At 46.0% G+C, this 25,460-nt stretch carries 22 protein-coding genes; 6 read left to right on the forward strand and 16 right to left on the reverse strand.

What is annotated here, in order from left to right; translation table 11 throughout:
* The 4 genes from QUA20_RS17905 to purS all read right to left on the reverse strand — a co-directional run.
* The coding region (locus QUA20_RS17905; protein ID WP_333190385.1) for a WD40 repeat domain-containing protein at positions 1-1,445 on the reverse strand (1,445 nt) is incomplete at its 3' end.
* Positions 1,442-3,481, reverse strand: coding sequence for an ATP-binding protein (locus tag QUA20_RS17910; protein ID WP_333190386.1), 2,040 nt, complete (start codon positions 3,479-3,481; stop codon positions 1,442-1,444). The genes QUA20_RS17905 and QUA20_RS17910, both read right to left, overlap by 4 nt.
* A 290-nt stretch (positions 3,482-3,771) precedes the next feature.
* Complete coding sequence (purQ, locus tag QUA20_RS17915; RefSeq protein WP_333190388.1) at positions 3,772-4,473, reverse strand: phosphoribosylformylglycinamidine synthase subunit PurQ; 702 nt, start codon at positions 4,471-4,473, stop codon at positions 3,772-3,774.
* 343 nt (positions 4,474-4,816) lie between these two features.
* Entirely contained in the window at positions 4,817-5,101 is a 285-nt protein-coding gene (gene purS, locus QUA20_RS17920; protein ID WP_333190389.1) for a phosphoribosylformylglycinamidine synthase subunit PurS, read from the reverse strand.
* 143 nt (positions 5,102-5,244) lie between these two features.
* Between purS and QUA20_RS17925 the strand changes: the two genes are divergently transcribed.
* On the forward strand, positions 5,245-5,637 hold the full coding sequence (locus QUA20_RS17925) for a Fur family transcriptional regulator (protein ID WP_172184862.1): 393 nt from the start codon (positions 5,245-5,247) through the stop codon (positions 5,635-5,637).
* A gap of 68 nt (positions 5,638-5,705) precedes the next feature.
* Here QUA20_RS17925 and QUA20_RS17930 read toward each other — a convergent pair whose 3' ends face one another.
* A complete protein-coding gene (locus tag QUA20_RS17930) occupies positions 5,706-6,665 on the reverse strand; it encodes an SPFH domain-containing protein (protein ID WP_172184864.1) in 960 nt (319 codons plus the stop codon).
* 112 nt (positions 6,666-6,777) lie between these two features.
* Positions 6,778-7,209, reverse strand: coding sequence for an NfeD family protein (locus QUA20_RS17935; protein WP_333190392.1), 432 nt, complete (start codon positions 7,207-7,209; stop codon positions 6,778-6,780).
* Positions 7,210-7,543: 334 nt separating this feature from the next.
* On the opposite strand from QUA20_RS17935, the gene QUA20_RS17940 reads away from it, so the two are divergent.
* Positions 7,544-9,700, forward strand: a complete 2,157-nt coding sequence (locus QUA20_RS17940) for a protein phosphatase 2C domain-containing protein (protein WP_333190393.1) — start codon at positions 7,544-7,546, stop codon at positions 9,698-9,700.
* A 254-nt stretch (positions 9,701-9,954) separates the two neighbouring features.
* On the opposite strand, the gene QUA20_RS17945 is transcribed toward QUA20_RS17940, so the two are convergent.
* Together QUA20_RS17945 and QUA20_RS17950 are read right to left on the reverse strand one after the other, a co-directional pair.
* Positions 9,955-10,539, reverse strand: coding sequence for a calcium-binding protein (locus QUA20_RS17945; protein ID WP_333190395.1), 585 nt, complete (start codon positions 10,537-10,539; stop codon positions 9,955-9,957).
* Between the two features lie 119 nt (positions 10,540-10,658).
* Positions 10,659-10,988: a hypothetical protein gene (locus QUA20_RS17950; protein ID WP_333190397.1), complete on the reverse strand. Its 330-nt coding sequence runs from the start codon at positions 10,986-10,988 to the stop codon at positions 10,659-10,661.
* A 126-nt stretch (positions 10,989-11,114) separates the two neighbouring features.
* Here QUA20_RS17950 and QUA20_RS17955 point away from each other — a divergent pair, with 126 nt between their 5' ends.
* Complete coding sequence (locus tag QUA20_RS17955; RefSeq protein ID WP_333190399.1) at positions 11,115-14,726, forward strand: WD40 domain-containing protein; 3,612 nt, start codon at positions 11,115-11,117, stop codon at positions 14,724-14,726.
* 114 nt (positions 14,727-14,840) lie between these two features.
* On the opposite strand, the gene QUA20_RS17960 is transcribed toward QUA20_RS17955, so the two are convergent.
* From QUA20_RS17960 to QUA20_RS17975, 4 genes are all read right to left on the reverse strand, one after another.
* Positions 14,841-15,929 (reverse strand): ABC transporter ATP-binding protein, encoded by a 1,089-nt coding sequence (locus QUA20_RS17960; RefSeq protein ID WP_333190400.1) that lies wholly within the window; start codon positions 15,927-15,929, stop codon positions 14,841-14,843.
* Between the two features lie 186 nt (positions 15,930-16,115).
* Positions 16,116-17,177, reverse strand: coding sequence for a spermidine/putrescine ABC transporter substrate-binding protein (locus QUA20_RS17965; protein ID WP_333190402.1), 1,062 nt, complete (start codon positions 17,175-17,177; stop codon positions 16,116-16,118).
* Positions 17,178-17,228: 51 nt separating this feature from the next.
* Positions 17,229-18,080 (reverse strand): ABC transporter permease, encoded by an 852-nt coding sequence (locus QUA20_RS17970; protein WP_333190403.1) that lies wholly within the window; start codon positions 18,078-18,080, stop codon positions 17,229-17,231.
* Between the two features lie 110 nt (positions 18,081-18,190).
* Positions 18,191-19,036 (reverse strand): ABC transporter permease, encoded by an 846-nt coding sequence (locus QUA20_RS17975; RefSeq protein WP_333190405.1) that lies wholly within the window; start codon positions 19,034-19,036, stop codon positions 18,191-18,193.
* 101 nt (positions 19,037-19,137) lie between these two features.
* Here QUA20_RS17975 and QUA20_RS17980 point away from each other — a divergent pair, with 101 nt between their 5' ends.
* Positions 19,138-20,649, forward strand: coding sequence for an FAD-dependent oxidoreductase (locus QUA20_RS17980; RefSeq protein WP_333190407.1), 1,512 nt, complete (start codon positions 19,138-19,140; stop codon positions 20,647-20,649).
* 250 nt (positions 20,650-20,899) lie between these two features.
* Here the strand turns inward: QUA20_RS17980 and QUA20_RS17985 are convergent, their stop codons facing one another.
* Complete coding sequence (locus tag QUA20_RS17985; RefSeq protein WP_333190409.1) at positions 20,900-21,313, reverse strand: peptide chain release factor 1; 414 nt, start codon at positions 21,311-21,313, stop codon at positions 20,900-20,902.
* Positions 21,314-21,478: 165 nt separating this feature from the next.
* On the opposite strand from QUA20_RS17985, the gene QUA20_RS17990 reads away from it, so the two are divergent.
* Complete coding sequence (locus tag QUA20_RS17990) at positions 21,479-21,685, forward strand: hypothetical protein (protein WP_190734170.1); 207 nt, start codon at positions 21,479-21,481, stop codon at positions 21,683-21,685.
* 238 nt (positions 21,686-21,923) lie between these two features.
* The gene (locus QUA20_RS17995; protein WP_333190411.1) at positions 21,924-22,346 is read left to right on the forward strand and encodes a DUF6335 family protein; all 423 of its coding nucleotides are present in this window, start codon (positions 21,924-21,926) and stop codon (positions 22,344-22,346) included.
* 93 nt (positions 22,347-22,439) lie between these two features.
* Here the strand turns inward: QUA20_RS17995 and QUA20_RS18000 are convergent, their stop codons facing one another.
* From QUA20_RS18000 to QUA20_RS18010, 3 genes are all read right to left on the reverse strand, one after another.
* Positions 22,440-23,120, reverse strand: coding sequence for a response regulator transcription factor (locus QUA20_RS18000; protein ID WP_333190413.1), 681 nt, complete (start codon positions 23,118-23,120; stop codon positions 22,440-22,442).
* A complete protein-coding gene (locus QUA20_RS18005; RefSeq protein WP_333190415.1) occupies positions 23,117-24,571 on the reverse strand; it encodes a HAMP domain-containing sensor histidine kinase in 1,455 nt (484 codons plus the stop codon). Before QUA20_RS18005 ends, QUA20_RS18000 begins: the two co-directional genes overlap by 4 nt.
* Positions 24,572-24,729: 158 nt before the next feature.
* On the reverse strand, positions 24,730-25,341 hold the full coding sequence (locus tag QUA20_RS18010; RefSeq protein WP_333190417.1) for a cupin: 612 nt from the start codon (positions 25,339-25,341) through the stop codon (positions 24,730-24,732).
* Positions 25,342-25,460: the final 119 nt, after the last annotated feature.

Raw genomic sequence — 25,460 nt, forward strand, 5'->3', positions numbered from 1 at the left:
CCTGTCTTGATCTCCCAGATTTTCAGGGTGTGATCCCATGAAGCGGAAATCGCGGTTTTGCCGTCGGGTGCGATCGCTACTGCACTTATCCAGCTAGTATGATCGGTGAGGGTGAACAGTTCGGTGCCTGTCTTGATCTCCCAGATTTTCAGGGTGTGATCCCATGAAGCGGAAATCGCGGTTTTGCCGTCGGGTGCGATCGCTACTGCACTTATCCAGCTAGTATGATCGGTGAGGGTGAACAGTTCGGTGCCTGTCTTGATCTCCCAGATTTTCAGGGTGTGATCCCATGAAGCGGAAATCGCGGTTTTGCCGTCGGGTGCGATCGCCACCGCACTTACGGAGCTAGTATGACCGGTGAGGGTGAACAGTTCGGTGCCTGTCTTGATCTCCCAGATTTTCAGGGTGCGATCTCCTGAAGCGGAAATCGCGGTTTTGCCGTCGGGTGCGATCGCTACTGCACTTACCAAGCTAGTATGACCGGTGAGGGTGAACAGTTCGGTGCCTGTCTTGATGTCCCAGATTTTCAGGGTGCGATCCCCTGAAGCGGAAATCGCGGTTTTGCCGTCGGGTGCGATCGCTACTGCATTGACCCAGCTAGTATGACCGGTGAGGGTGAACAGTTCGGTGCCTGTCTTGATCTCCCAGATTTTCAGGGTGTTATCTGAAGATGCGGAAATCGCGGTTTTGCCGTCAGGTGCGATATCCACTGCTGTTACCTCCTTAGTATGACCGATGAGGGTTAATAGTTCGGTGCCTGTCTTGATGTCCCAGATTTTCAGCGTGTTATCCCTTGAAGCGGAAATCGCGGTTTTGCCGTCAGGTGCGATATCCACTGCATTTACCCAGCGAGTATGACCGGTGAGGGTGAACAGTTCGGCGCCTGTCTTGATGTCCCAGATTTTCAGGGTGTTATCTGAAGATGCGGAAATCGCGGTTTTGCCGTCAAGTGCGATCGCGACTGCTGTTACCGAGTTAGTATGACCGACAAGCGTCCTCAATGCCCCTTCATTTGCCGGCTCTAAATTAGCCTTTAAAGGCCGCAGCCAAGGACTATCTTTCGACTGCTTTGCCTGTTCCAGCAACCCCTGAATCTGGGGCATTTCAAAATCCAGCAACCTCCCCAACAAATGCCCTACAAGTTGGGTTTTATCCAATTCCAAAACGTGCGCAGACTTCCGAATTGCCCCTTGAATCAAATTCAAAGTTTCAGTTTGCCCCTCCGACAGCAAAACATCAGAAACTCTTGCCAAATCGTAATCCTCAATTAACGCTTGTACCCCCAACAATTCCAACTTCGCCTCAATAAAACCAAAATCCGTCACCCAACGATAATAACGATCGAACTCTCCCGAAGTTTCCACAAAATCCCTGGGTTGATACTTCAAAAAATATTCTCGATCCGATCGACTTTGCTGCGACAACCACACACCCAAATCGCTCATAGCGGCGCTCCTTTTAACCTGTTATCCATACCTTGGCGGTTGAGCTTTTCAACGTCAACCCCCGCAGCTTGCACCGTTTCATTTTTTGCCAAAAAGTCGCGAAAACTGTTGTGATAGATGCTGTAGCGAATTTCGCCATCAACTTGCTGCTGCCGCAAAAACGACTCCCATTTCTTCAACACCTGCTGCACTTTAAAATCCGTTTCCCCTACCGATTTCGCAATCCAGCCGCGAGAAACAGCTTCCCGCGCTTTCGAGAGCACATAGATAATCTTAACCCTCATCTCCAGCAGCGGATCGTCTTCCCGCCCCATCATTTGCATCCAATGCTTGTCATAATATCCTTCCAACTCCCTCGGCAAATCTTGCAAATTCACATCGCTGTACTTGCCGCTATCGATATCATTCAGCACATAGCGCAGGTACATAAAGTTATTCTGGCTTTTTTCAGCCACCGCCGCCACAAACTGTTCTCGCTGCAAATTTTGACGGTTAATCCAACTCTGAATTGACGCGCTGTTGCTGGTGCGTTTGTCTATATAAAGCTTGACATCCGCCAAACTTTCTGCACTGTACTGCATCAAATCAAAAACCTGATGATTTGGCAAAGGCAGAGATTCCGGTCGCTTCGAGACAATAAAATAAACATTATCCGGCAAAGCATCTGGCAAATACAGGACATTGCTGCCGCGCCCCTGCAAACTCGAATCCACTTCATCCAGGGCATCCACCACCACAATCAACTTTTTGCCGCCCAATTTAGCGCTGACTTCCCCCAACAACCGACTCAGAAAGTTGCCATCTCTGGTCGCATTTTCCGGCAGTTGCGGATAATTTAGTTGATAGCCTCGAATTAACTGAGTGCAGGCATTTTCCAGAAATTGTTCGGTGCGGACAATGCCTTGAGATTGCGAGTTAAAATGGGCAACGCAGCGCCGCTTCAGCAGCAGCACTAACTTGGCCATAATTGAACTTTTCCCGACTCCCGGATCTGCTTCTAAAACAAAATAGCCTTTGCGATTGTTCTGCAAAAATTCGGCAATTGCTGCAAACACAAATTGGCGGCCGGTAAAGTCTTGAGTCCGGTCTGCAATAATCGTTTCGCACTCGTAGGGATGCGGCAATCTGGGCGCGGAAGTATCGATAAATCGTTCCAGTGATGTTTTAAGTTGCGCCAAATCGTCGCGGATACCAATTTCGATCGCCTCCAATTTCCCCATCACTTGACAAATCTGCTGCCCAGTTGCCACTGCCTCCAACTTTTGCAGAATTTCCCCATTTTGCAGCCCCAAATCTTTGAGTTCCGCCAAAGTAATTTGGTGCAGGTTCAACAGCATCGCCGCAAACTTTTCTCCTCCCTTCGCCGCATCCAGTTTCAGCACTTCGCGGTACGCTTTCGGGAATGTTGCGTACAGTTTGTCCGCGACAAATTCCACAATTTCCGCCTCGAAGGATTTCCCCTCGCGCCGGGCGAATTCGTTGACGAAAGTTGCCCAATCTGCCGTTGTCAATCCGGTAACTCGATCGAACTCCTCGGCATCCGCAGAAAAAATCTTGGTTAACTGGTCTTCGGAAATATTTAAACCTCTTGACAAGTCGGCTGTATTCGTGTTTATATCAAGCCAGTATTCAGGAGTTTTCTCGGCTAATTGACTGAGAGCTGTTTCTGGATAAGGCAATTTTTTGGTTTCGGCGATCGCAATTAGGCGATCGGACTTCGCAACCTCTCTCAAAATATAGCCGATCGCCTCACCCGCGGCCTTAATCAAATCGTGATTGTCGAGAATCCTCGGATTTTTGCTCAACCGTTCCGTCATCCGATTTCCGAGGTCATTAGCCGCGATATTCCCCGCTATACCAGTAGCAATCGCCGCCAAAATCGAAACTCCCCCAACTGCGATCGGGCCGCCCATCATACCCGCTGCTGCTTGAGTTGCCGGATTGGCTAGCGCATTTGAAATAAGTTGCCCGACAGCCATCACCGCACTGCATCCAATTACCCTAGTTTTAAAATTAGCTAAGTCCATTAGTGGCATAAAATAAATATTCTTCTTTTCAAAAGTTGGTAAGCTGTCCCGAATCTAAATTGTATTTTTTTGGGCGGGCAAGATGCCCACCCCACAACAAACTTGATGTATTGTGGAACAGGCATCTTGCCTGTTCATTTTGGGCGGGCAAGATGCCCACCCCACAACAAATTTAATCTACTGTGGAACAGGCATCTTGCCTGTTCATTTTGGGCGGGCAAGATGCCCACCCCACAACAAATTTAATCTACTGTGGAACAGGCATCTTGCCTGTTCATAAAATCCGAGGTAAATATCAACTACAAAACAGCAGCAACAGTTGCCATCAGCAAGCTTTGAAACAATTTCACCCCATCAGTTTCGCCCAACATCGGATCGGATGCCCGTTCTGGATGCGGCATCATTCCTAATACATTGCCTTGGCGATTGCAAATACCGGCAATATTATTTAACGAACCGTTGGGATTGCCAGCATCGCTAATTTTTCCCGCCTCTGTGCAGTAGCGAAACAGCACTTGCTGGTGGTCTTCTAACTCTGCTAATGTATCCGCATCAGCATAATAGTTGCCTTCGCCGTGGGCGATCGGCAAATCGATGATTTCACCCGTAGTATAAGCCGCAGTCCAACGAGTATTACCCCGTACAACTTTCAAAGAAGCGCGATCGCAAATAAAATTCAATCCCGCATTCCGCACCAGAGCACCGGGCAACAAACCAGCTTCAGTCAACACCTGAAAACCGTTGCAGATGCCCAATACAAGCTTTCCTTGTTTCGCGTGTTCCGCAGTAGCCCGCATCGCCGGAGAAAAACGGGCGATCGCGCCGCACCGCAAATAATCTCCGTAACTGAAACCACCGGGAATTACAATGACATCAATATCCGAAATATCGGTATCTTCGTGCCAAATCATCCGCGTCGGTTGGTGGAGTAACCCTTGAGTTACCCACACCACATCGCGATCGCAATTTGAACCCGGAAAAACAATAACTCCAAATTTCATAAGCTGAAGGAAGAAGGAAGAGGGAAGAAGGAAGAAGGAAGAGGGAAGAAGGAAGAAGGAAGAGGGAAGAAGGAAGAGGGAAGAAGGAAGAGGGAAGAAGGAAGAGGTGTCAACTTAAGACTAAAATCTTATGTTTCTCTCGCTTTTATCAAAGTCTAGATACCCCTAAATCCCCCTTAAAAAGGGGGACTTTGAGTGCTCCGAGTTTTCGTGTTTTTAACGAAGACTTTGAAAGCTCTTGTCCTCGCCTTTTTAAGAGAGACTTTGAACACTCTTGTCCCCCCTTATTAAGGGGGGTTAGGGGGGATCTCCGGGTTTAAAAACACCCTAGGGGCGATCGCATTTATGTCGCCGCTGTCTCCACAGCAACAGGAATTTCAGTCAAATCAAAGCGATAATTTTCAATAACTGGATTCGCCAAAAGTTGGTCGCAAACGCGATCGAGTTGTTCGCGGGCTTCCGACTCACCAGCAGCAGTCAGCGTCAATTCAACGTATTTCCCGATACGCACGCGCTCAACATTGTCGTATCCCATGTGTTGCAAACCAGACTGTACGGCAGTGCCGGCGGGGTCTAAAACCGAAGGGCGGAGGGTAACATAGATTTGGGCAAGATATTTCTGAGTCACGGGAATGTTGCGGTAGGTGATGTGAAAGTTAGCGCCATTTTATTCTACAACCGAGCAGCGCGCCGATCGCCATTTAACTCCCCCAAGTGAGATAGCCTAGAAATAGGGACAAATTTGATTCCAGCAGATTCGAGAAAAAAATTATGAGAACCAACCACACCCGCAGTCAGGAGCGTATTTTAAACTTGCTCAAAGTCCTGAATCGATCGCTCTCAGCGCAAGATATCTACTTAGAACTGCGTAACAGCGACCAAAGCATGGGCTTAGCAACCGTTTACCGCTCCCTCGACGGTTTAAAGCGAGAGGGGTTCGTTCACGTCAGAACCCTCGCTAGTGGCGAGTCTCTCTACGGTGCCGCCCACCAAGATCAACACCACCTAACTTGTCTGGAATGCGGCGCCTCCATTACGATCGACGAATGCCCGGTTCACCACTTAGAAAGCCAACTGCAACAATCTCATTCTTTCAAGATTTATTATCACACTTTGGAGTTTTTCGGATTGTGCGATCGGTGTACTTTGGCTCAAGAATCTTAAATTTGGTAATAGGTAATAGGTAATCACAACAGTCAGCAGTTAACAGTCAACTGCCAACTGCCAACTGGCTAATCAGCCTTATTACCTTCCCCAACAATAGATCGCAATCCCTCCATCGTAGCGGGAATGCTGCGCGGGTCCATAAACATCACCTTGCTGCTGTCGCTGGTGCCAATTTTTTGACCCATATCCAGATAGTTTTGAGCTAACAAAAATTGTAAAGCTTCGCCGGCATTGGGGTCAGTTTGCAGAGTTTTGCCGATTATTTGCAAAGCCTCGGAAGTAGCTTGAGCTTTCAAAACCTGACTTTGGCGTTCTGCTTGAGCTTTCAGGACGATCGCCTTTTGTTGAGCTTCCGCCTCCAAAATAGTCGCTTTTTGGCGCGCTTCCGCATCCAGAACTTGCGCTTCAGCTTTACCTTTGGCGCTGTTAACTGCTGACTCGCGTTCGCCCTCGGATGTCAGAATTGCCGCCCGCTTCCGTCGATCGGCTGCCATCTGCAATTCCATTGATTCCTGTACAGTTTTAGAAGGGATAATATCGCGCAGTTCTACCCGCGTTACTTTCACTCCCCAAGGATCGGTAACAATATCTAAATCTCTGAGCAATATTTCATTAATTTGAGAACGAGCAGTAAAGGTTTGTTCGAGATCCAGTTGACCCATTTCGGCGCGAATTTGAGTCAGCACCATATTTACCATTGCTGACTGGAGATTTTCTACTTTGTAACAAGCTTTTTCCAAGTCTACAATTCGCCAGTAAACCACAGCATCAACTGTGATAGAAACGTTATCCCGGGTAATACAAGCTTGCGGGGGAATATCTAAGACTTTTTCCCTAATTGTTTGCTCGTAAACGACGCGATCGAGAAACGGCTTGACAAAATTCAAACCGGGTTCCAGTTTTTTGCCGCTGTATTTACCTAAAGTTTCCACCAGCGCTTCATTTCCCTGATTGATAATCTTGACGGAACCTGCGAGGGCTGAGCCGCCTAGTGCTAAAAATACAAGTAAAAAAAATTGTTCCACGGTTGCCTCCTATAAATGTTGACTGTTAACTAAAAACTAATGACTAATGATGACTAATGACTAATGACTAATGACTAACTACTAATTGCCTGTGATTAATTACGCATTTTGTTTAAGAATGCAATAAATGTTCTGGCAAAACTATCAGAGTAGTGCCTTTTCGTCCCACGACAATTACGTTTTGGTTGGGGGGAATGGTGGCCTTGGTGTCTTCGCAGCGAGCTTGCCAAGAATTCCCCTCATAAATGACTCTGCCGGCTTCTCCGGGGGGAATTTCTGTTAAAGTTTTTGCTTCCTGAGAATCTGCGATCGCCCTTGCCTTGCCTTTTGGTATCAACCGCCGGGACAGCAGCACAAAAACTGTCGAAAATATCATCCACAGGAATATTTGTAAATTAACGTAAGGTAGAACTAGAGAGCATCCAGCTACGGCGAAGGCGCTCAGTCCCATCATAAAAGCGACAAAAGCAGTCGGGAGAAATAGCTCTGCCAAACAGAGCAAAGACCCAGCTAGCAGCCAAAGGAGCGTGGGAGTCCAGATCATAAAAAGAATAGGTGATACTATTTAGATCTTAGATTGGAAATTTAAGATTTAAGAATTACCAACAACTGACTGTGCAAGGGTTTGCCACTTGCGGGCCCTCAGAGCGATTTGTGGCGCAGCCGTACCAGGTTGAGGCTTCCATCCTACTCCAAGTCAGAGTTTAGTAACTTAAATTACAATTTTAGTCGGTGAAGACTGGCAGAAACTACAATTTCTAGGGGCCCAAAGGCAGTTAAGAAATTGATAGGGGCTAAAATCAGTTTATTCTCAAGCTCATGAATTTGGGCTGGCGAATCATATATCTTCAGAATCTTTTTACACAAACTATTTCGATATGATCAGCAGTTTCTCCGAACCCATTTATTGCCCGAATCTTAGCTGTGCCGAGCCCCGCAATACCTTTGGCCGCCAGCACTGTGCAGCTTGCGAAACCGATTTAATTTATCGCTACGTGTGGGCGGTAGGGCAAGCAGCCGAGGAAGTGCCGGCGGGTAAGGTAATAGCCGATCGATACTTTGTCATTGCACCCCAAATCTGGCTCGACAGCCGTCCAGCTCTGCCTCCGAGCGTCCCGGAACAACTGCCGGATACGATTATGCCTTACCTGCATTTGTATCCCCAACGGCTGCATACGCCTGAAGTATACGGTTTTTGTTCGCTGGGGGAAGCACCGGAAGCAGCAGAGGTGCTGTTGTTGGAAAATGTGCCCATCAATAATTTCGGTCGCCTGTATCCTTCTATTTTAGAATCTTGGTCTGGGACAAGCGCCGCGCGCCAAGTTTACTGGCTGTGGCAAATGCTCCAACTGTGGATACCGCTGTCGGAACAGGGAGTCGCTTCGAGTTTGCTGGTACCGGAAAATTTGCGGGTGGAAGGTTGGCGGGTACGCCTGCTGGAACTGCACCCCGGCAATTTTGTACCGACGCTGCGGGATTTGGGAGATGTGTGGTCAGGTTTGGTGGAATCAGCGCAACCCGAGGTGCAGTCGAAACTCGGAGAGATTTGTCAGTTTATGCGCCGCAGCAGCATGAATTTCGACGCGATCGCCCTGGAACTAAACGATTTACTATTAGAACAAGCCGCTAAATTGCCTCTGCACTTAGAAGTAGTCGGCATGACCGATACCGGGCCGCAGCGCTCCCAAAATGAAGACAGTTGCTATCCGACTGCTGCTGATTTTCAATCTAGCAAAACTTCAGGCGGCGACAAACTAATTCCTTACTTGACAATGGTTTGCGACGGGGTTGGAGGCCACGAAGGAGGAGAAGTTGCCAGTCAATTAGCCGTCCAGTCCCTGAAAGCTTTAATCCAAAATTTGCTCTCAGAAATCACTCAACAAGAAGAGTTGATGACCCCAACAATGGTCATCAAGCAACTCGAAGAAATAGTGAGAGTTGTGAATAATGTAATTTCCGCTCAAAATAACGAGCAGGGAAAAGAGTTGCGGCAGCGGATGGGGACGACTTTGGTGATGGCCCTTCAGTTGCCTCAAAAAGTGAAAATTTCCGAGGATTTGCCCTCGAATAACAGCCACGAACTTTATTTAGTCAATGTTGGAGACAGCCGCGCTTATTGGATTGGCAAAAATTACTGTCAGCGGCTGACTGTGGACGACGACGTAGCCTCAAGGGAAGTCCAGCTAGGACACAGTTTATACTGGGAAACTCAACTGCGATCGGATGCAGGAGCCCTGACTCAAGCTTTGGGTACGCGGGACGCCGATTTCCTGCGCCCGACGATTCACCGATTTATTGTCGAAGAGGAAGGCTTACTGCTGCTGTGTTCCGACGGTTTGAGCGACAACGACTGGGTAGAGAAATCTTGGGAGAATTACGGCCCAGAGGTGCTTGAGGGCAAAATGTCTTTGGAAGCCGCGGTTCAGTCTTGGATTCGTCTCGCCAACGAGAAAAACGGTTACGACAACACCTCCGTGGTAGCGACTCACTGTCGGATGTCGCCGGAGAGATTGGTACTGTTCGATCCGGCGGTGGCGTCAGCGCCAGTGTCAGCGCCGGTGTCAGCAGCTTCGGTGTCGCTGCCGATGTCAGGATCTGCATCCCTCCAGAAAACCGGGAGGATGCCAGAATCTCAGCTTTCTGAATCCTCCAAACAGTTGCTGTACCCCGAAACTTCCCCCGCTCCGGAACCAGTTCAAAAACAGAAGCCCAAGCTTTGGCTGCCCCTGCTGGGGCTGTTGGGGCTGATGCTAGTCTTCGCGGGTTTAGGTTTGTGGGTGCGCAGCCTCCAAAACCAGAACCCCGATCCCGAACAACTGCCGCCACCGCCGGAAACTACCGCCCCAACTCCTGCGGATATTCCCTCCCCCGGTGCCGATATTCCCTCCTCCGGTGCTGAGAGTCCCTCGCCCGGTGCTGAGAGTCCCTCGCCGTCGCCAGAATCGAGTCCTGCGGAGATTCCCTCGCCGTCGCCAGAATCGAGTCCTGCGGAGATTCCCGCGCCTTCCCCCTCGCCGGAAATTCCCCCACCTTAAAAGTTTGCGAGTTTTGGAACTTGTTGGATGTGCATAACTACAAAAGTCTTTCTCTTGTTTTAACCCTCGGGCTAAAAGCGCGGAGGCTCTCAACTCCGACTCGGTAGTTCGACATCTTCGATCGATAATTTTTGACTCTTTTTAATCGGAACTTCCCCCATAGGGAGAAGTTCCAGTTAGCCTGCGAGTAATGCACGTCTCCAATAGGATTGCGATCCAATCAGTAAGGTTTTAATTGATTTGCGATCGCCAGCCTAGAAGAGGTTATTGCCTGTATTGGTAAACAAGTTAGAACTCGACACAAATTTGTCGTCAACAATGGCAAATAGGTCATTGCCTTTGAATATTTGCGTATCGTTTGCTGCACCACCAGAAACATTTTGGTTAGACACAAATCGGTAATCTGAGACGCTACCTTGAACCGCAATTCTGTCACCGTCTGACGAGAAAAAATCGCGAATTGTAGCATGGTCAGGCCCGCTGTAGCCAAAGGGGCCCTGGGCCAGACCAATGACAAATATATCTGCCCCAATGCCACCGGTCAGGGTGTCAAATTCATTCTCAAAAAAAGGTCCAATGCCAATCAGTACATCATTACCTGTGCCACCGGACAGTACGTCATTACCACCAAGACCAAACAGTTGGTCATGGCCGAAGCTACCAAACAGTGTGTCATTACCATTCTCACCAAACAGTTGGTCATCACCAAAGCCACCAAACAGTTGGTCATTACCAAAGCCACCTTGAAGAGTGTCGTTTCCTCCAAGGCCACTGATTGTGTCATTCTCAAATGTGCCGATCCGCTTGTCATTGCCTTCGGTACCTATGATGTTTGCCATGTTACTTTCTCCTGTTGTTTAAAGACAATCACCCAAATAGGTGATTGGGAATTGAGCGAGTCTTGTTGTTGAAATTGCAAGACTTTGTTTCGCTATAAACCCAAGTTAAACAATGGGTATCAGTTCGACGACAAGAAAAAGTCGTAAAAAGTCAGGAAAAAATAGTCTGAAAAAGTCATACGACTTTCGCACGAGCGATCGCAAACCGGGTTGATGGACGAAAATCCTTCGCTGCAAACCGCAGTAAGGATAAAAAACCCGGTTTCTTTGGTATTGGTGCCTAATACTAAATCCGGGTTACTTACCCCGGAAATCGATAGCTGTAGGGAAACGGCACTGCCGTGTCCTCTATCTCTGCACTGAAATCTGCTGTAACTGTTGAGAGTGCTATTTTCGCAAAAATCTAGAAAAGTCTTGTTAAAGTAAGAAGACTCAGATTTTGCATCCATAGACTAAGCCGGGGAGACGCCTACCCCACAAGAGGTTAATTTTTCTTGTGTGATGGGCCCTCTTAACCCTTCTCACGCGAATAACCGCAAGATCTCAGGAGACTAAATTAGAGGTGCTGTAAAGTTATGACTGTGGAAGAAGCGCTGAGAATTTTAGATACAGCGATCGCCCCAACTTCCCTCAGCAACATCCAAGAGATTGTATTTCGCGAATCTTGGGAAGGGCTATCTTATTTAGATATTGCAGATCGCGCTGGCTATGACGCTAGTTATATTAAGGATGTGGGTTACAAGTTATGGCAACTACTCAGTGCTGAACTTGGAGAAAAGGTTACTAAAAGCAATCTTCAAGCAGTCATAGGACGGCGATCGCGTCAGACACCCGTAGAATTAGCGAACACAGAGATAGAAAAAATACCACCGCTGCAACTGCAAGTTCAACAACAAGAAATTGCAACGCACCGCCACTGGGGAGAAATGGTTGATGTCTCCACATTCTACGGTCGAAATCAGGAATTAGTGCGACTGCAACAATGGATTGTTACCGACTCCTGTCGTTTGGTTGGCTTGGTAGGAATGGGTGGAATTGGCAAAACCTCATTGGCTGCAAAAGTAGCGATCGCACTTCAAAATGAATTTGACTTTCTCATCTGGTATTCCTTGCGCAATGCACCACCGCTTGAGGACGTATTATCAACGCTGATTCAAATTCTATCTAACCAACAAGAAATAGCACTCCCGACATCGCTTGAGGCTCAAGTCTCTCAACTGATGGGGTATTTACGCTCCTCACGCTGTCTGTTGATCCTGGATAATTTTGATGCGATTCTAGGGGGTGCGGATGGGGCAATATCCGAAGCAGGGCAATACCGAGAAGGCTATGAGGGCTACGAGGAAGTTCTCAGACGAGTGGGAAGCGAATGCCATTCTAGTTGTCTTGTCTTGACAAGTCGGGAAAAACCCACAGCTTTGATGTTGTTGGAAGGCGAAACCTCACCTGTGCGAACCTTACCCTTAATCGGGTTAAGTTCCTTGGAAGTGCAAGAAATTTTACAAGCCAATAGCTGTTTTTCCGAAACAGCAACCGATTGGATAAATTTAACTCAACATTATTGTGGCAATCCACTGGTACTCAAAATTGTCTCGACAACTGTTCTAGATTTATTTGATGGCAATATTACCAACTTTTTGGAGCAGGGAGCGATCGCGTTTGGAGATATCAATATTCTGCTCAATGGGCAATTTCGGCGGTTGTCAGACTTGGAAAAGCAGGTGATGTATTGGCTGGCGATCGATCGAGAATGGATTTCTATAACCGACTTACGGGCAGATTTTGTTTCCATCCCCTCACAATCTAAACTGCTGGATGCTTTGTCATCTCTGAGCAGGCGATCGCTAATCGAGAAGAATGCCGGAAAAATCAGCTTACAACCTGTGGTAATGGAGTATGTTACCGAACAGTTAATCGAAGGATTTGAGCTGGAAATTAAGTCAAAAAATCTCAATTTATTTGTTACCCATGCGCTAATCAAAGCAGAAGCAAAAGATTACATTCGGGAAAGCCAAATTCGATTGATTTTAGCACCAATGGCTGAACGAATAATGGGGGAGTTACGATCTAAAAAAGATTTTGAATATCAACTAAATCAAGTTTTGTTTTGTCTGCGATCGCAATTTCCTAATTCAGTTGGATATGGTGGTGGAAATCTGATTAATCTGTTACTTCAACAGAAAATAGAATTAAGGGGCTATGATTTCTCGAACTTGAGCATTTGGCAAGCTTATCTCATTGGTACAAACTTGCATGGAGTTAACTTTGCTAATTCCGATCTGTCTAAATCCGTCCTTACCAGTAATTCAAATGGAGCTATATCTGTTGCCTTTAGCCCAGATGGTAATTTTTTGGCAGTTGGCAACCTCGATAGTAAAATTCGAGTCTGCCGCACCCAAGATTATCGAGATTTTCTCACCTGTGAAGGACACACCAGTTGGATTGCTGGTGTCGCTTTTAGTCCCAACAATCAAACTTTAGCAAGTGCATCTTTTGACCACATCGTCAAGTTATGGGATTTGGCTACGGGTGAGTGTATTCAAACATTAACAGAGCATACCGGATGGGTAGGTTCCGTTGCATTTAGTCCCGATGGTCGAACCTTAGCTACTGGGAGTTGGGACTGCACAATTAAGTTGTGGGATGTGGCAACTGGTGAATGTTTAAATACGCTTCTGGGACACGCAAATTTTGTAACGACGGTGATTTTTAGTCCAGATGGTAAGCTTGTGGTGAGTTGTAGTTACGACAAAACTATCAAATTATGGCAGCTTGAAACTGGGGAAATTATTAACACATTGGAAGGGCATACACACATCATTCGATCGATCGCTTTTAGTCCAGACGGTCAAACCTTGGTTAGCGGCAGTTGGGACTGTACGGTTCGTTTGTGGGATATTTCTACGAGACAATGTTTAAAGATTCTGCGGGCACATACCGATCCTGTCGTAGGAGTCGCATTTAGTCCAGATAGTTGTGCGATCGCCAGTGCCAGCTATGATTGCACGGTGCGACTCTGGGATGTTGCGACTGGACGGTGTTGCCAAGTTATGCAGAAACACTGCGGTTGGATATGGTCGATCGCATTTCACCCGCAAGGTCATACTCTGGCAAGTGGTAGCTTAGATTGCACCGTTACCCTCTGGAATACGCAAACAGGAGAATCATTGAGAACTTTGTATGGCTACAGCGCTGGGATTAAATCGCTTGTTTTTAGTCCAGATGGGCAGTTTTTAGCCAGCGGTAGCGATGACACAACGCTCAAATTATGGGACGTGCAATCTGGTAAATGCAGCAAAACACTGCCAGGACATACAAATTGGGTTTGGTGTGTTGCCTTCAGTCCAGATGGTCAAGTGCTTGCTAGCAGCAGTAGTCGTGGCATTATCCGTTTGTGGGATGTCGCTACGGGTCAATTGCTGCGGGTAATGCAGGAAGGTAAAAGCATTGCCAACAACTTTGTATTTTCTGTTAGTTTCAGTCCAGATGGTCGCACATTAGCAAGTAGCGATAATTTTCATAATCTCCGATTATGGAATGTTCGGACTGGTGAATGTTACCAAATTTTGTCAGATTGTTGTCGTGCTTGGTCAATTGCTTTCAGTCCAGATGGGACAATTTTAGCCAGTGGCAGCGATGATAGGCTGGTGAGATTGTGGGATGTTTGCTCTGGGGAATGTTTCAAAACCCTTTCAGGTCATACCAGTTTGCTGTTTTCAGTTGCTTTCAGTCCGGATGGAAAGATTTTAGCAACCAGCAGTGACGACAAAACGATAAAACTGTGGGATATTGAGTCGGGAGAATGTCTGAAAACCTTCGAGGGACACAAGGCTTTGGTATGGTGCGTCCGGTTTAGTCCAGATGGGCGAATTTTGGTCAGTGGCAGTCACGATAAAACGATCCGGTTGTGGGATGTGTGCTCCGGGGAATGTGTTAAAATCTTACAGAATGATTCGTCTCAGATATGGGCGATCGCAATTTCTCTCGATGGTAAAACCATAGCCAGTGGCAGTGCCGATGGAACTATTAAGCTGTGGGAAATGGAGACAGGAGAATGTGTAAAAAAAATGCGATCGCCCAGGCTTTACGAAGGTATGAATATTATAGGTGTTACTGGTCTAACTGATGCTCAAAAATCAACCCTAAAAGCACTTGGAGCAGTAGAAATAGATCAGTTTACCTACTGAAAAACCCGTTTTCTTTGGTATTGATGTGTAAGTGCTATACTCATGACTCCTGAGTTCCGCTATAATACGTGCATTCGTGTGAAAATCCGTGTCGTGTCTGCCTTCTTCCTGCTGCTATAAAATACAGATACTTTCCGGCGGCACGGCAACTCGAACGCTGTCGCCGACTTGGTGTCGCTGCAAGTCATCTCTGTGCAAGTTTTGTCGGCGAAGGGCGATCGAACTTTTAGCAGTCAACCGCACCGTATAGCGCGTGTCAGTGCCAATATAAATAGCCTCTTCTACTATTCCCGGCCAGCTATTTTCAACATCATAATTAGCCGGGAAAATTGCAGCTTTTTCTGGTCGCAACACCAGGGTGACAACTTTCCCAAAGGGCATATCTTCTGCTGTCGCAACTAAGACCGGCAAATGCTGGTCAACCAACACGATTATTTGACCGTTTAGCTTTTCTACTACTTGCCCGCTTAAAAAATTGCTATCGCCAATAAAATCTGCAACAAACCGCGTTTTAGGATATTCATAAATATCAACAGGCGTCCCGACTTGTTGCAGTTTTCCTCCCTCCATTACTGCAATTCTGTCTGACATTGTTAGCGCTTCTTCTTGGTCGTGAGTTACATAAATAAACGTAATTCCCAATTTTCGCTGCATTTTTTTTAATTCTAATTGCATCTCTTTACGCAATTTTAAATCCAGCGCTCCTAGGGGTTCATCCAACAGCAAAACAGACGGCTGTTTGACTAATGCTCTTGCTAGCGCTACTCGCTGCTGCTGTCCCCCTGACAGTTGGCGGGGATAGCGTTTTTCTACATCGGTTAACTGTACTAATGCTAAGGCTTCAGCAACGCGATCGCGAATTGTTTTCTGAGGCAAATTCTCCATTTCCAACCCAAAAGCGGCATTTTGTGCTACTGTCATGTGCGGAAATAAAGCATAATTTTGAAATACCGTATTCACTGGGCGGTGAAATGGCGGGCGATTTTGCATCGGTTGACCGTGAATGTAAATTTCGCCCGCTGTGGGAATTTCAAAACCCGCGATCATTCGCAAAGTAGTAGTTTTGCCGCAGCCGGAAGGGCCTAGTAAAGAAAAGAATTCTCGATCGTAAATTTGCAGGTTGATGTTATCGACAGCTAAGAAATCTTGACTGCGGACACTTTTAAATACTTTAGAAACGTCTAAAACTTCGACGGCGTGCATTGTTATCTATCCTGCTATGGTGCTTCAGGGATTAGCCTATAGTTTATCTATAAAATTACGCTGTGCAGACGCACCCTCCGGGTTCTATCTCAGCTAATCAGCATTTAAATTGCTTCTCAATAAATCATTTAACTCTTGTGGGGCGGGCTTTGAGCAACGCCCCACAAGATTTAAATGTGGAATAGCTTACTTTCCGGCCCCTGCTTTAACTTCCGTCCAAGCTCGATCGTACAATGCAGTTGCTTTGCCGACATCTTGCAATAATTTCATTTTGCCAAACACCTCAGCCGGCGGGTAAATTTGAGGATTTTTCAAATCGTTCGGGTCGATTAAACCTCGATCGATTGCTGCTTTGTTGGGCGATCCGAAGTGGGTAAAATTAGAAATTTGGGCCCCTACTTCTGGCTGCAAAATAAAGTTAATAAATTTCTCGGCTAACTCTTTTTGGGGCGCACTTTTGGGAATTGCCATGTTGTCAGAAAAGATAATTGTTCCTTCTTTGGGAATAGCGTAGCGAAGATTGGGATTTTCTGTCATTACCTGAAAAATATCGCCGCTCCATTCCATCGTCAGATTTACTTCTCCTTGATCGAGCAGATTTTGACCGTTGTCGGGGACAAAAGCGGCAATGAGATTTTTACTTTTAATCAGCAAATCGCGGGCTTTGTTAATCTCTTCGGGATTGGTTGTATTTGGATCAAATCCTAAATACATTAAAACTCCTGCAAATGTGTATCTGGCATCGTCTTGCCACGCGACTTTTCCGGTATATTTCGGGTCGAACATCGCCGCCCAACTGTTGATATCGCCCTTGGTGGTTTTCACGTTGTAGCCAATTCCCATCGTTCCCCACTGGTAGGGCAGGGAATATTTATTGCCCGGGTCAAAAGCTTGATTGATAAATTTAGGTTCTAGGTTTTTTTTGTTGGGAATATTGTTTAAATTTAGCGGCTCAATTATATTTTCTGCGATCATGATTTTCACCATGTAATCGGCTGGAAATATTAAGTCGTAACCGGGGTTTCCCTGTTTGAGTTTGGCATAGAGTGCGTCGCTGTTCTCGAAAGTGTCGTATTGAATTTTAACATTGTTCTCTTTCTCGAATTGGGCGATCGCTTCTGGGGCGATATAACTTGCATAATTGTAAATGCTGAGAACTTGCTGCTGGTTGCCACCTGTGGGGCTACAGCCGAAAGCCACCGTTGCACTCATCACAAACAAAATTAAGAAAGTCAGCAGGCGTTTCATAGGTTGTGTTAGTTGCAGACGACAATAATTATGACACATAAAGCAAAATTTTTAACTTTTTTGAACTTTAAACGATGATAAAACCAGCAATAAGGAAGCCAACAACATCAAAGTTGAAATGGCATTAATCGCTGGCGTCACTGCAAATTTTATCATTCCGTAAACAAATAGCGGCAGCGTCATCGAACCGACGCCCGTTGTAAAAAATGTCACGACAAAATCGTCCAGCGACAGAGTAAAAGCCAGGAGTGCCGCGCTGAAAATAGCGGGCCAAATTAGAGGTAGAGTGATGCGCCAAAAAGCCCGCCATTCGTTAGCGCCTAAGTCAAAAGCTGCTTGTTCTAATTGAGGATCGATTTCCGCCAAACGCGCCCTGACGGTAATAGTCACAAAGGAAATATTAAAAACAACGTGACCGATAATTACGGTAGGTAAGCCGAGATTGAGGCGAAGTCCCGTGAGATTTTCTACGATCCGAAATACTAGGGTAAAGAAAACTAGCAGCGAAATGCCGATCGTAATTTCGGGCATGATAATCGGCAAAAACAGTAAAGCCTCTACTGCTTTGCGTCCTGGGAAATGAAAGCGTTCGAGTGCTAGCGCGATCATTGTACCAAAAATTGTGGCTAACACAGTCGAAATAGCTGCAATTAGCAAGCTGTTGTTAAGGGCTGTCACAATTCCGGCGCTACTACTCGTAGCAATCGTCCCGCCTGCATTGCCAAACAAACTGCGGTACCAATCGAGGGTAAACCCGCGCCAAACGGCATTGAACCTGGAGGCGTTAAAGGAGTAAATAATTAAGATGAGAATTGGCAAGTAAAGAAAGGCAAATGCTAGTGCAGCTTGTACCAAAAGCCATTTTTTGCCGATCGCCCGCACGAGTAAATCTAGTTTAGTCATTAGTCAAAAATAAATTCGCCTATAGGGGCGGGTTTTACAGACAATCTGTGCCTAAGAGCAATAATCTCATAAACCCGCCCCCACCCAACTGTAAATCTCAATCTACCTGTTTAAGTTTCGTCAGACACGCGGAAGTAAATTAACACAGGAATCAATATGATTACCGTCAACAGCATAGAAAGCGCCGATCCAAAAGGCCAATCGCGGGCTTTCATAAACTGATTTTGAATCAAATTTCCCACCATAACTGTTTTAGAACCCCCCAATATATCAGGCGTGATGAAAGCGCCGACGGCGGGGACAAAAACTAAAATAGAGCCTGCAACAATGCCGCGACTTGTTAATGGTAAAAATACGCGCCACAAAGTGCGGATATCATTAGCCCCTAAATCGTGAGCGGCTTCTACCAATGAAAAGTTGAAGCGTTCTATGCTAGAATATAAAGGCAGAACCATGAAAGGTAAATAGCCGTAAATAAGACCGATCGCCACAGCGAAAGGCGTAAAAAGCAAGTTTAACGGTTCGCTAATAATTTGCAAGCTTTGCAGGGCTGTGTTAACTACTCCTTCGCTCCGCAGGAGTATGATCCAGGCGTAGGTTCTCACTAAGAAATTAGTCCAAAATGGAATAATTACCAGCAAAAGCAAAGCATTTCGCCAGCGGGGAGAACGGGTGGCGATGAAGAATGCTAGGGGATAGCCAATTAATAAGCAAGCGGCCGTTGTCAGAAAAGCCAGCCAGAGCGATCGCCCAATTACTCCTAAGAAAAGCCCACTGAACAAACGCTGGTAGTTGCTAAGAGTAAATATCCAAGTAACGCCGCCGTATGTACCGCGTTCTAAGAAACTGTACAAAAGTACAATTAGCACGGGCAAAATGAAGAAAACCATCAGCCATGCCGTAGCGGGAAATAAGAGCAGCAGCAGGTTAGTCTGCTGGCGGTTTTTGACACTCATTATTTACTCAAGCGAAATTTAGCACATAATTCACTACATTTTATATCAAATCCGGATTTTATGAATTATGTCATCATTAATAAATTATCAAGAGGTACGCAATGTCACCAGAATCGTCAGCCCCAAAAATAGTCGTCGTCGGTGCAGGATGGGCCGGTTTAGGCGCTACCTATCACCTAACCCAGCAAGGCTATGATGTCACCCTGCTAGAAGCTGGCCCTTATCCGGGAGGCTTAGTTGCAGGGTGGAAAACCGCCGGCGGGCGTTCCGTAGAAGCTGGGATTCATGGCTTCTGGTATCCCTACAAAAACATCTTTTCCTTAGTCAAGGAATTAGAACTAGATCCCTTCACGCCTTGGACTCGTTCTTGTCAGTATTCACCCGCCGGATTGGAAGTAGAATCGCCGATTTTTCAGGACGAACCGCGACTTCCCACACCGTTAGGAACCTTTCTTTACACCCGATTTAAAAGGTTGCCATTAGTCGATCGGCTTTCAGCGTTGCCCTTACTCTACGCCGTTCTAGATTTCGACAATTCCGACGAAGCGTGGCGCAGGTACGATCGCGTCACAGCCCGCGAACTATTCAAACAGTTTGGCGTTTCTGCAAGACTGTACCGCGATGCTTTTGAACCGATGTTATTAGTAGGTTTATTTGCACCAGGAGAACAATGTTCTGCCGCCGCAGCTTTGGGAATGCTTTATTATTTCATCTTAGCCCACCAACCGGATTTTGATGTAGTTTGGTGTCGCGGAACAGTCGGAGAAAAAATCTTTCGCCCCTGGGTCGATATCCTAGAAAAACTAGGTGCAAAAGTCTTGACAAAGCAGCGAGTTACTGATTTGATTGTTGACAGCAACAATCAAGCTAATGGCGTTGTTTGCGGCGACAAAACCTTCGAGGCAGATGCAGTTATTTTTGCAGTGGGTGTCACGGGAATGCAAAAAATTATCAGCAGCAGCCCAGCTTTGCAAAGCCGCCAAGAGTTTCGGGACGCGATGAATTTGGGTGCAGTTGACGTGTTAGCTGTTCGCCTGTGGTTTGACAGAATAATTGACATTCCGCTGCCTTCTAATGCCTGTTTTGGCTTTAGTTCAACTACAGGTTGGACGTTTTTTGATTTGAATGCTTTGCACGACGAATTTCGATACGAACCCGGAACAGTTGTCGAAGCTGACTTTTATCACGCAAATCAATTAATTCCCCTGAAAGATGAGGAAATAGTTTCCTTAGTTCAGCGAGATTTAGCGACTTGCATCCCTGCTTTTCGGGAGGCAAAAGTAATTGACAGCAGCGCAATTCGGCTGTCGCGGGCGGTGACGCATTTTGCCCCTGGCAGCTATCAGTATTTGTTGCCGGCAGTAACAAGTTATGATAATGTATTCATGAGCGGCGATTGGGTTGTGACCCGCCACGGTTCTTGGTCGCAGGAAAAGGCTTATGTTACTGGTTTGGAGGCGGCAAATTTGGTAATTTCGCGTTTCGGAATCGGAAACAAAGCAACAATTATTCCCGTGGAAGCTGACGAACCGCACATTCAAATCGGGAGAAAGATTAATCAGTTTACTCGCAGTTTGACTAAAACATTCATTCCCGATTTTTGGCTGCCATAAGAAGGAAGAAGTTCGGCAACGGATTCTGTAACGGATTCGGTAACGGATGTCAGGAAGAAGGAAGAAGGAATTTTTTGCTTGAAGCGGTAAGGTGCGCACTGCGCACCCTACATATAGACTAATAACCAATGACCACTGACTAATGATACTATTTTCACAAAAAAATGCAACTGTAGACAAGCTCGAAACCCGAATCTTCATCAGTCATAGCCAATCTAAAATCTAAAATCTAAAATCTAAAATGGCATGACTATCGCCAATAAGGCCGGCCCTTCCAAAAAACTCCCACCGCAATTCCTATTAGTGCAGTTTCTGATAAACTTGCTAAAGAAGCAGGTATGGGTAGGAATGATTTTAAAACCAAACCCAAGAGCAGGCACAAAACTAAAACCCACAAACTAATTCGGTTGAGCAAAAATTGTTGTTGCCAATACTCTAAAAAGTACACTGCTAAAGCTCCCATTCCCACTGCTGCTGCAAAAGGTATCAATATCCCGAGGGAGGAACCGTAGAGAAGCGTCACCCCGTTGCGGATTGGCCGCGATTGCGTGAAACCCCAGGCTAAAAATAGCTCCAGTCCAATCACGATTGAGTTGACGAGGGCGGCAATTTGCAGCATTTCTCGCCAAGGTAAAAGTTTTAAGCGCCGCAGAAAATTACTCACGATCGGCAGATTAGGTAGGTTGCTTTGATTTTATAACAGTTTTGCGCTGGCGATCGACCTTTGATGACAATTTGTGAAGTAAAATAAAGATATAGAGCTGTCTCTTGACAAATTCACCCAGAGTACGTGCCTATTAGTTGTTGGAAGTGTGAAAGGAAAAAAGTTATGGTGGAGAACACTGTCGATTGTGCTGTAGCTTGCGTCAATGGCTGCGTTCTGGGCGACAAGTGCCCGAAGCGGGAATACGCAGAAGCAACGTCCAACTTTATTGAAAATACTTCTCTGGATAAAATGCTAGAAATAGCAGAGGAAGCGGTGAGAAGGAAACGGATGGAACCTCCCAAATGGGTAATTCCTGATTTTCCCGAATAGAATTAGCCTCCCCATTAAAAAGCGATCGCCCGTTTCCAAAGGGCGATCGCTTTTTGTATTCCCAATGAAATAGCTGAGCGGAATAAATATATTTCCTGAGATAGAAGCTAAAAGCTTAAATAGCAATTAAGATACCACTTAATTATAGCCATCGGCAATTACTAAAAACAATTCAGTTAAAGCCAAATTCGGACATTTTTAATTTAATTGAGTTCAAAAATAAACAGGAGCAAGTATCGTGGCACAGCAAAAGAAAAGCAACGAAAAAAAAACAACAGAACGCGATAATTTGGGCGAATTGCCTCAAGAAATTACCGAATCTTACGGTACCGGCGTCATCGATCAACCGGGATTGAGCCAAGACGACATAACAACCCTGCAGGACAGCAGTTCGGAATACTCTTCCACCAGTTCTCAAATCGGCGGCGAGGATGCCGATCCTGCTGCGGAACAAGAAAGTGCCACTGGCGAGCAATCGGTGGGCGGAACCGCGCCTACTCCAGACCTGGATATGGTTGACGAACTCGGAGCCGCTGCGGGCATAGAAATGCCCGATGGGGCTATGTTGCACACAACAAATATGCTTGAACATCGAGATGAAAGTCGGTGGGAATTAGACCCGAGTTCTGCGGAAGATTATCAGGAACGACCGGATTTCTAGGTCGATTTTTTACAAAAAAATAGGTAGTATAATAGGAGCGGGTTCACCAGTATCCATACTTAATCTGCCAAGTATTTGTAAATCCGCCCCTGCTCACTTTTGCTCTCGCAACACGTATCCAACTCCCCTAACCGTATGCAGCAGGCGTTTTGAGTTACTTGCTTCTAACTTAATTCGTAACGCACGAATATACACTTCAATAATGTTGGACTCGCCCATAAAATCGTAACCCCAGACTTTTTCTAAAATTCGGTCGCGGCTAATCACTTGACGGTGATTTCGCAGCATAAATTCTAACAAATCAAACTCTTTGGCAGTGAGTTCAATTAGTTGACTGCCTCGATATACTTCACGGGTTAAACCGTTCAAGATTAGGTCTTCAAATTGTAAGTTATCGGCGTCATTTTGTTGAGTTCGGCGCAGACGGGCTTTCACTCTCGCCAGGAGTTCTTCCATACTAAAAGGCTTAGTAACATAATCATCGGCTCCAGCATTTAATCCCGTCACGCGATCGGGTACTTCATCTTTTGCTGTCAACATAATTATTGGTACTTGAACACCAGTCGATCGCAACCTTAAACAGATGTCTAATCCAGAGATGCCGGGAAGCATCCAATCTAAAATTAATAAATCCGGTTGAGCATCACGAGCGATCGTTAATCCATCCAATCCATTTGGGGCGACAGTGACGTGATATCCTTCCAGACTAAGTTCAGATTCGATGAACTTTGCCAGTTTAGGGTCATCTTCAACAAGGAGAATGCGATCGCTCATAGCTGCGGATTCCAGACAGGTAAGGTGATAGTAAAAATACTACCTTCTCCCGGTTTAGATCGGAGCGTAATACGTCCTTCCATGCCTTCGATCAGGCTTTTGGCGATCGCCAATCCCAACCCTGTACCGTCTCTAGAGCGCGTCATTGACTCATCCACCCGGTAAAATCGTTCAAAAATCCGGTTTTGATGGGGGAGAGAAATACCAATTCCGCGATCGCCCACATGAATCATCACCTGCTGTTCCCTCTTTTCTAAGACTAACTCAACTGGTTGTTCGGGAGCAGAATACTTGATTGCATTATCGACTAAGTTAATTAACACTTGTTGTAAACGATCCTGATCCGCACAGGCTACAACATCCTCATCATTTGACACCAAAATAATTTTTCGATTGCTAACTTTTTGACTCATTTCGGCCACCTCAGCCACCAGAGTATTCAGGATCACCGGATTCAAACGAAAGTGCAAGTTGCCACTATCTGCCCGTGCTAAATCGAGCAAATCTTCTAACATCCGAATCGTGCGTTCAGTTTCGCCAACCGCTGTTTCCAGTGCTTGTTGCTGATAGTCACTTAAGTTAGTGCTGCGTCGCAGCAAACTTTGTAAATAACCAACTACAACCGTCAGAGGCGTGCGTAATTCGTGGGAAACATTACCGACAAATTGGCGTTGTTGCTCCCAGGAACCCGATAATCGAAACAACATCTCATTAAACGTTTGCGCTAGTCCTAAAATCTCATCAGGAGCCTGATGCAGTTGGAGTTTTGCCGCCTGCAAATTATCAGCAGACAAAGTGCTAGCTACCTGACTCATATGTTCCAAAGGATGGAGAGCATGACGAATGCGACTGGCGATCGCCAACATTAACACTAAGATTACCACAATACTGACAACTATTAGACTCCGAATCCCATCATTTAACTGACGTTGCTCATCAGTGATATCTTGAGAGAAATATACCGTACCCAGTAACTCATTTTTAATCCTCAGAGTTCTGCTACAGATCACCAAATAGCGATCGCCCATCTGAACAAAAGTCGGCTGTGCAGGTACTTCCGTCAACGAGATCATCTTCGTAATCTTAGAAGATTGCAGATCCATATCAGGTGAATTAACCAAAAGCATCCCATCATTTCGCTTCACCCACACCATTATTCCTCCTGTGGAAGCTTTGTGGACGCTTCGGGTTAAGCCAATTTCTAGTGAACCCATTTCACTATAAAGCTCAACCTGTTCGGGAAAGCGTATTCCAATGTATTCCAGGGTTTGTTTATGAGCACCCACTAGATTTTGCGACCTTTGCCAGCCCGCCCAAAATGCCACACTGCTAAGTCCTAAAATCGAGAGTACCAGCAATTCCAGCGTCAGGCGAAACTGAAGAGAAGAGGTGGAAATTCGCTTGCCCGTGAGAGGGTTGATAGCGGCTATGACTTGGCGAATTAGATTCATTTTATAGTCAGGGAGTGATAAGAATTAAGCATTAAAATGAGTCAACACTTAACTAGAGAAAGTTAGTATCGTGTAGAACCGACGAAAGTTGGTGCAGCCGCGAAAATCGCCCGTTATATTTGATATTTGTTGATATTTGTTTTCATCAGACTGCTATCTTAAAAGTTTTCCGCAGTACCTTTAATTTGGTTAAACTCAAATCGTCGATCGTAATCTGTTACGCCATAAAGATTAAAACTAATGGTTGGTTTATCTCCCAGTGCTTCCACATGATGAATCGCATCTGGCATTAAGCACAAAACGTCACCCGGAGCCAGCAAAATATCTCCCACTGTTGTGATTTTATCGGGAAACTTGCGAGTTGGCGATCGCTGCCAGAAAGTATTTTTCTCCTGTCCATCAAGTAGTGCCACCAATCCCCAACTGGCATGATTGTGAATCGGAGAAACTGCACCCGGTGCCCAAGCCACCAACTGCACCGTCAGAGGAAAAAATGGTTCATCATAAAGTGTTTGTACTGCCCAGCCTGTCTCAGAGTCAGGCTCAAGGAGAGCAATTTGAAACCAGGAAGAACTATCTAACAACCTGCGGACAAGGGGACAAATTGCCTGGAGTCGTAAATAATCATCACTAATTTGCTCTAATACATCTTCTAAGTCAGTTAAAAAGCGATAAAGTCGGTAGGGATGGGTCAAATCTTCAATTTGACTTGTAGCCTCAAAAATATTGCACTGTCCATCATCAGTCACTAACCAGTCTTGTCCTGTCATAATTTCTCAACTCGCGGTTAAATTACTGCACTACTAAGTTTCTCATCAGGAATCTTGGGTTTAGCAACGAGGTATCTACGAAGAAACCCGCTTTCTAAGCCCAGAGTGTATAAGTCCTG

Source organism: Microcoleus sp. Pol7_A1, from assembly GCF_036701085.1.
Taxonomy (GTDB): Bacteria; Cyanobacteriota; Cyanobacteriia; order Cyanobacteriales; family Microcoleaceae; genus Microcoleus; species Microcoleus asticus.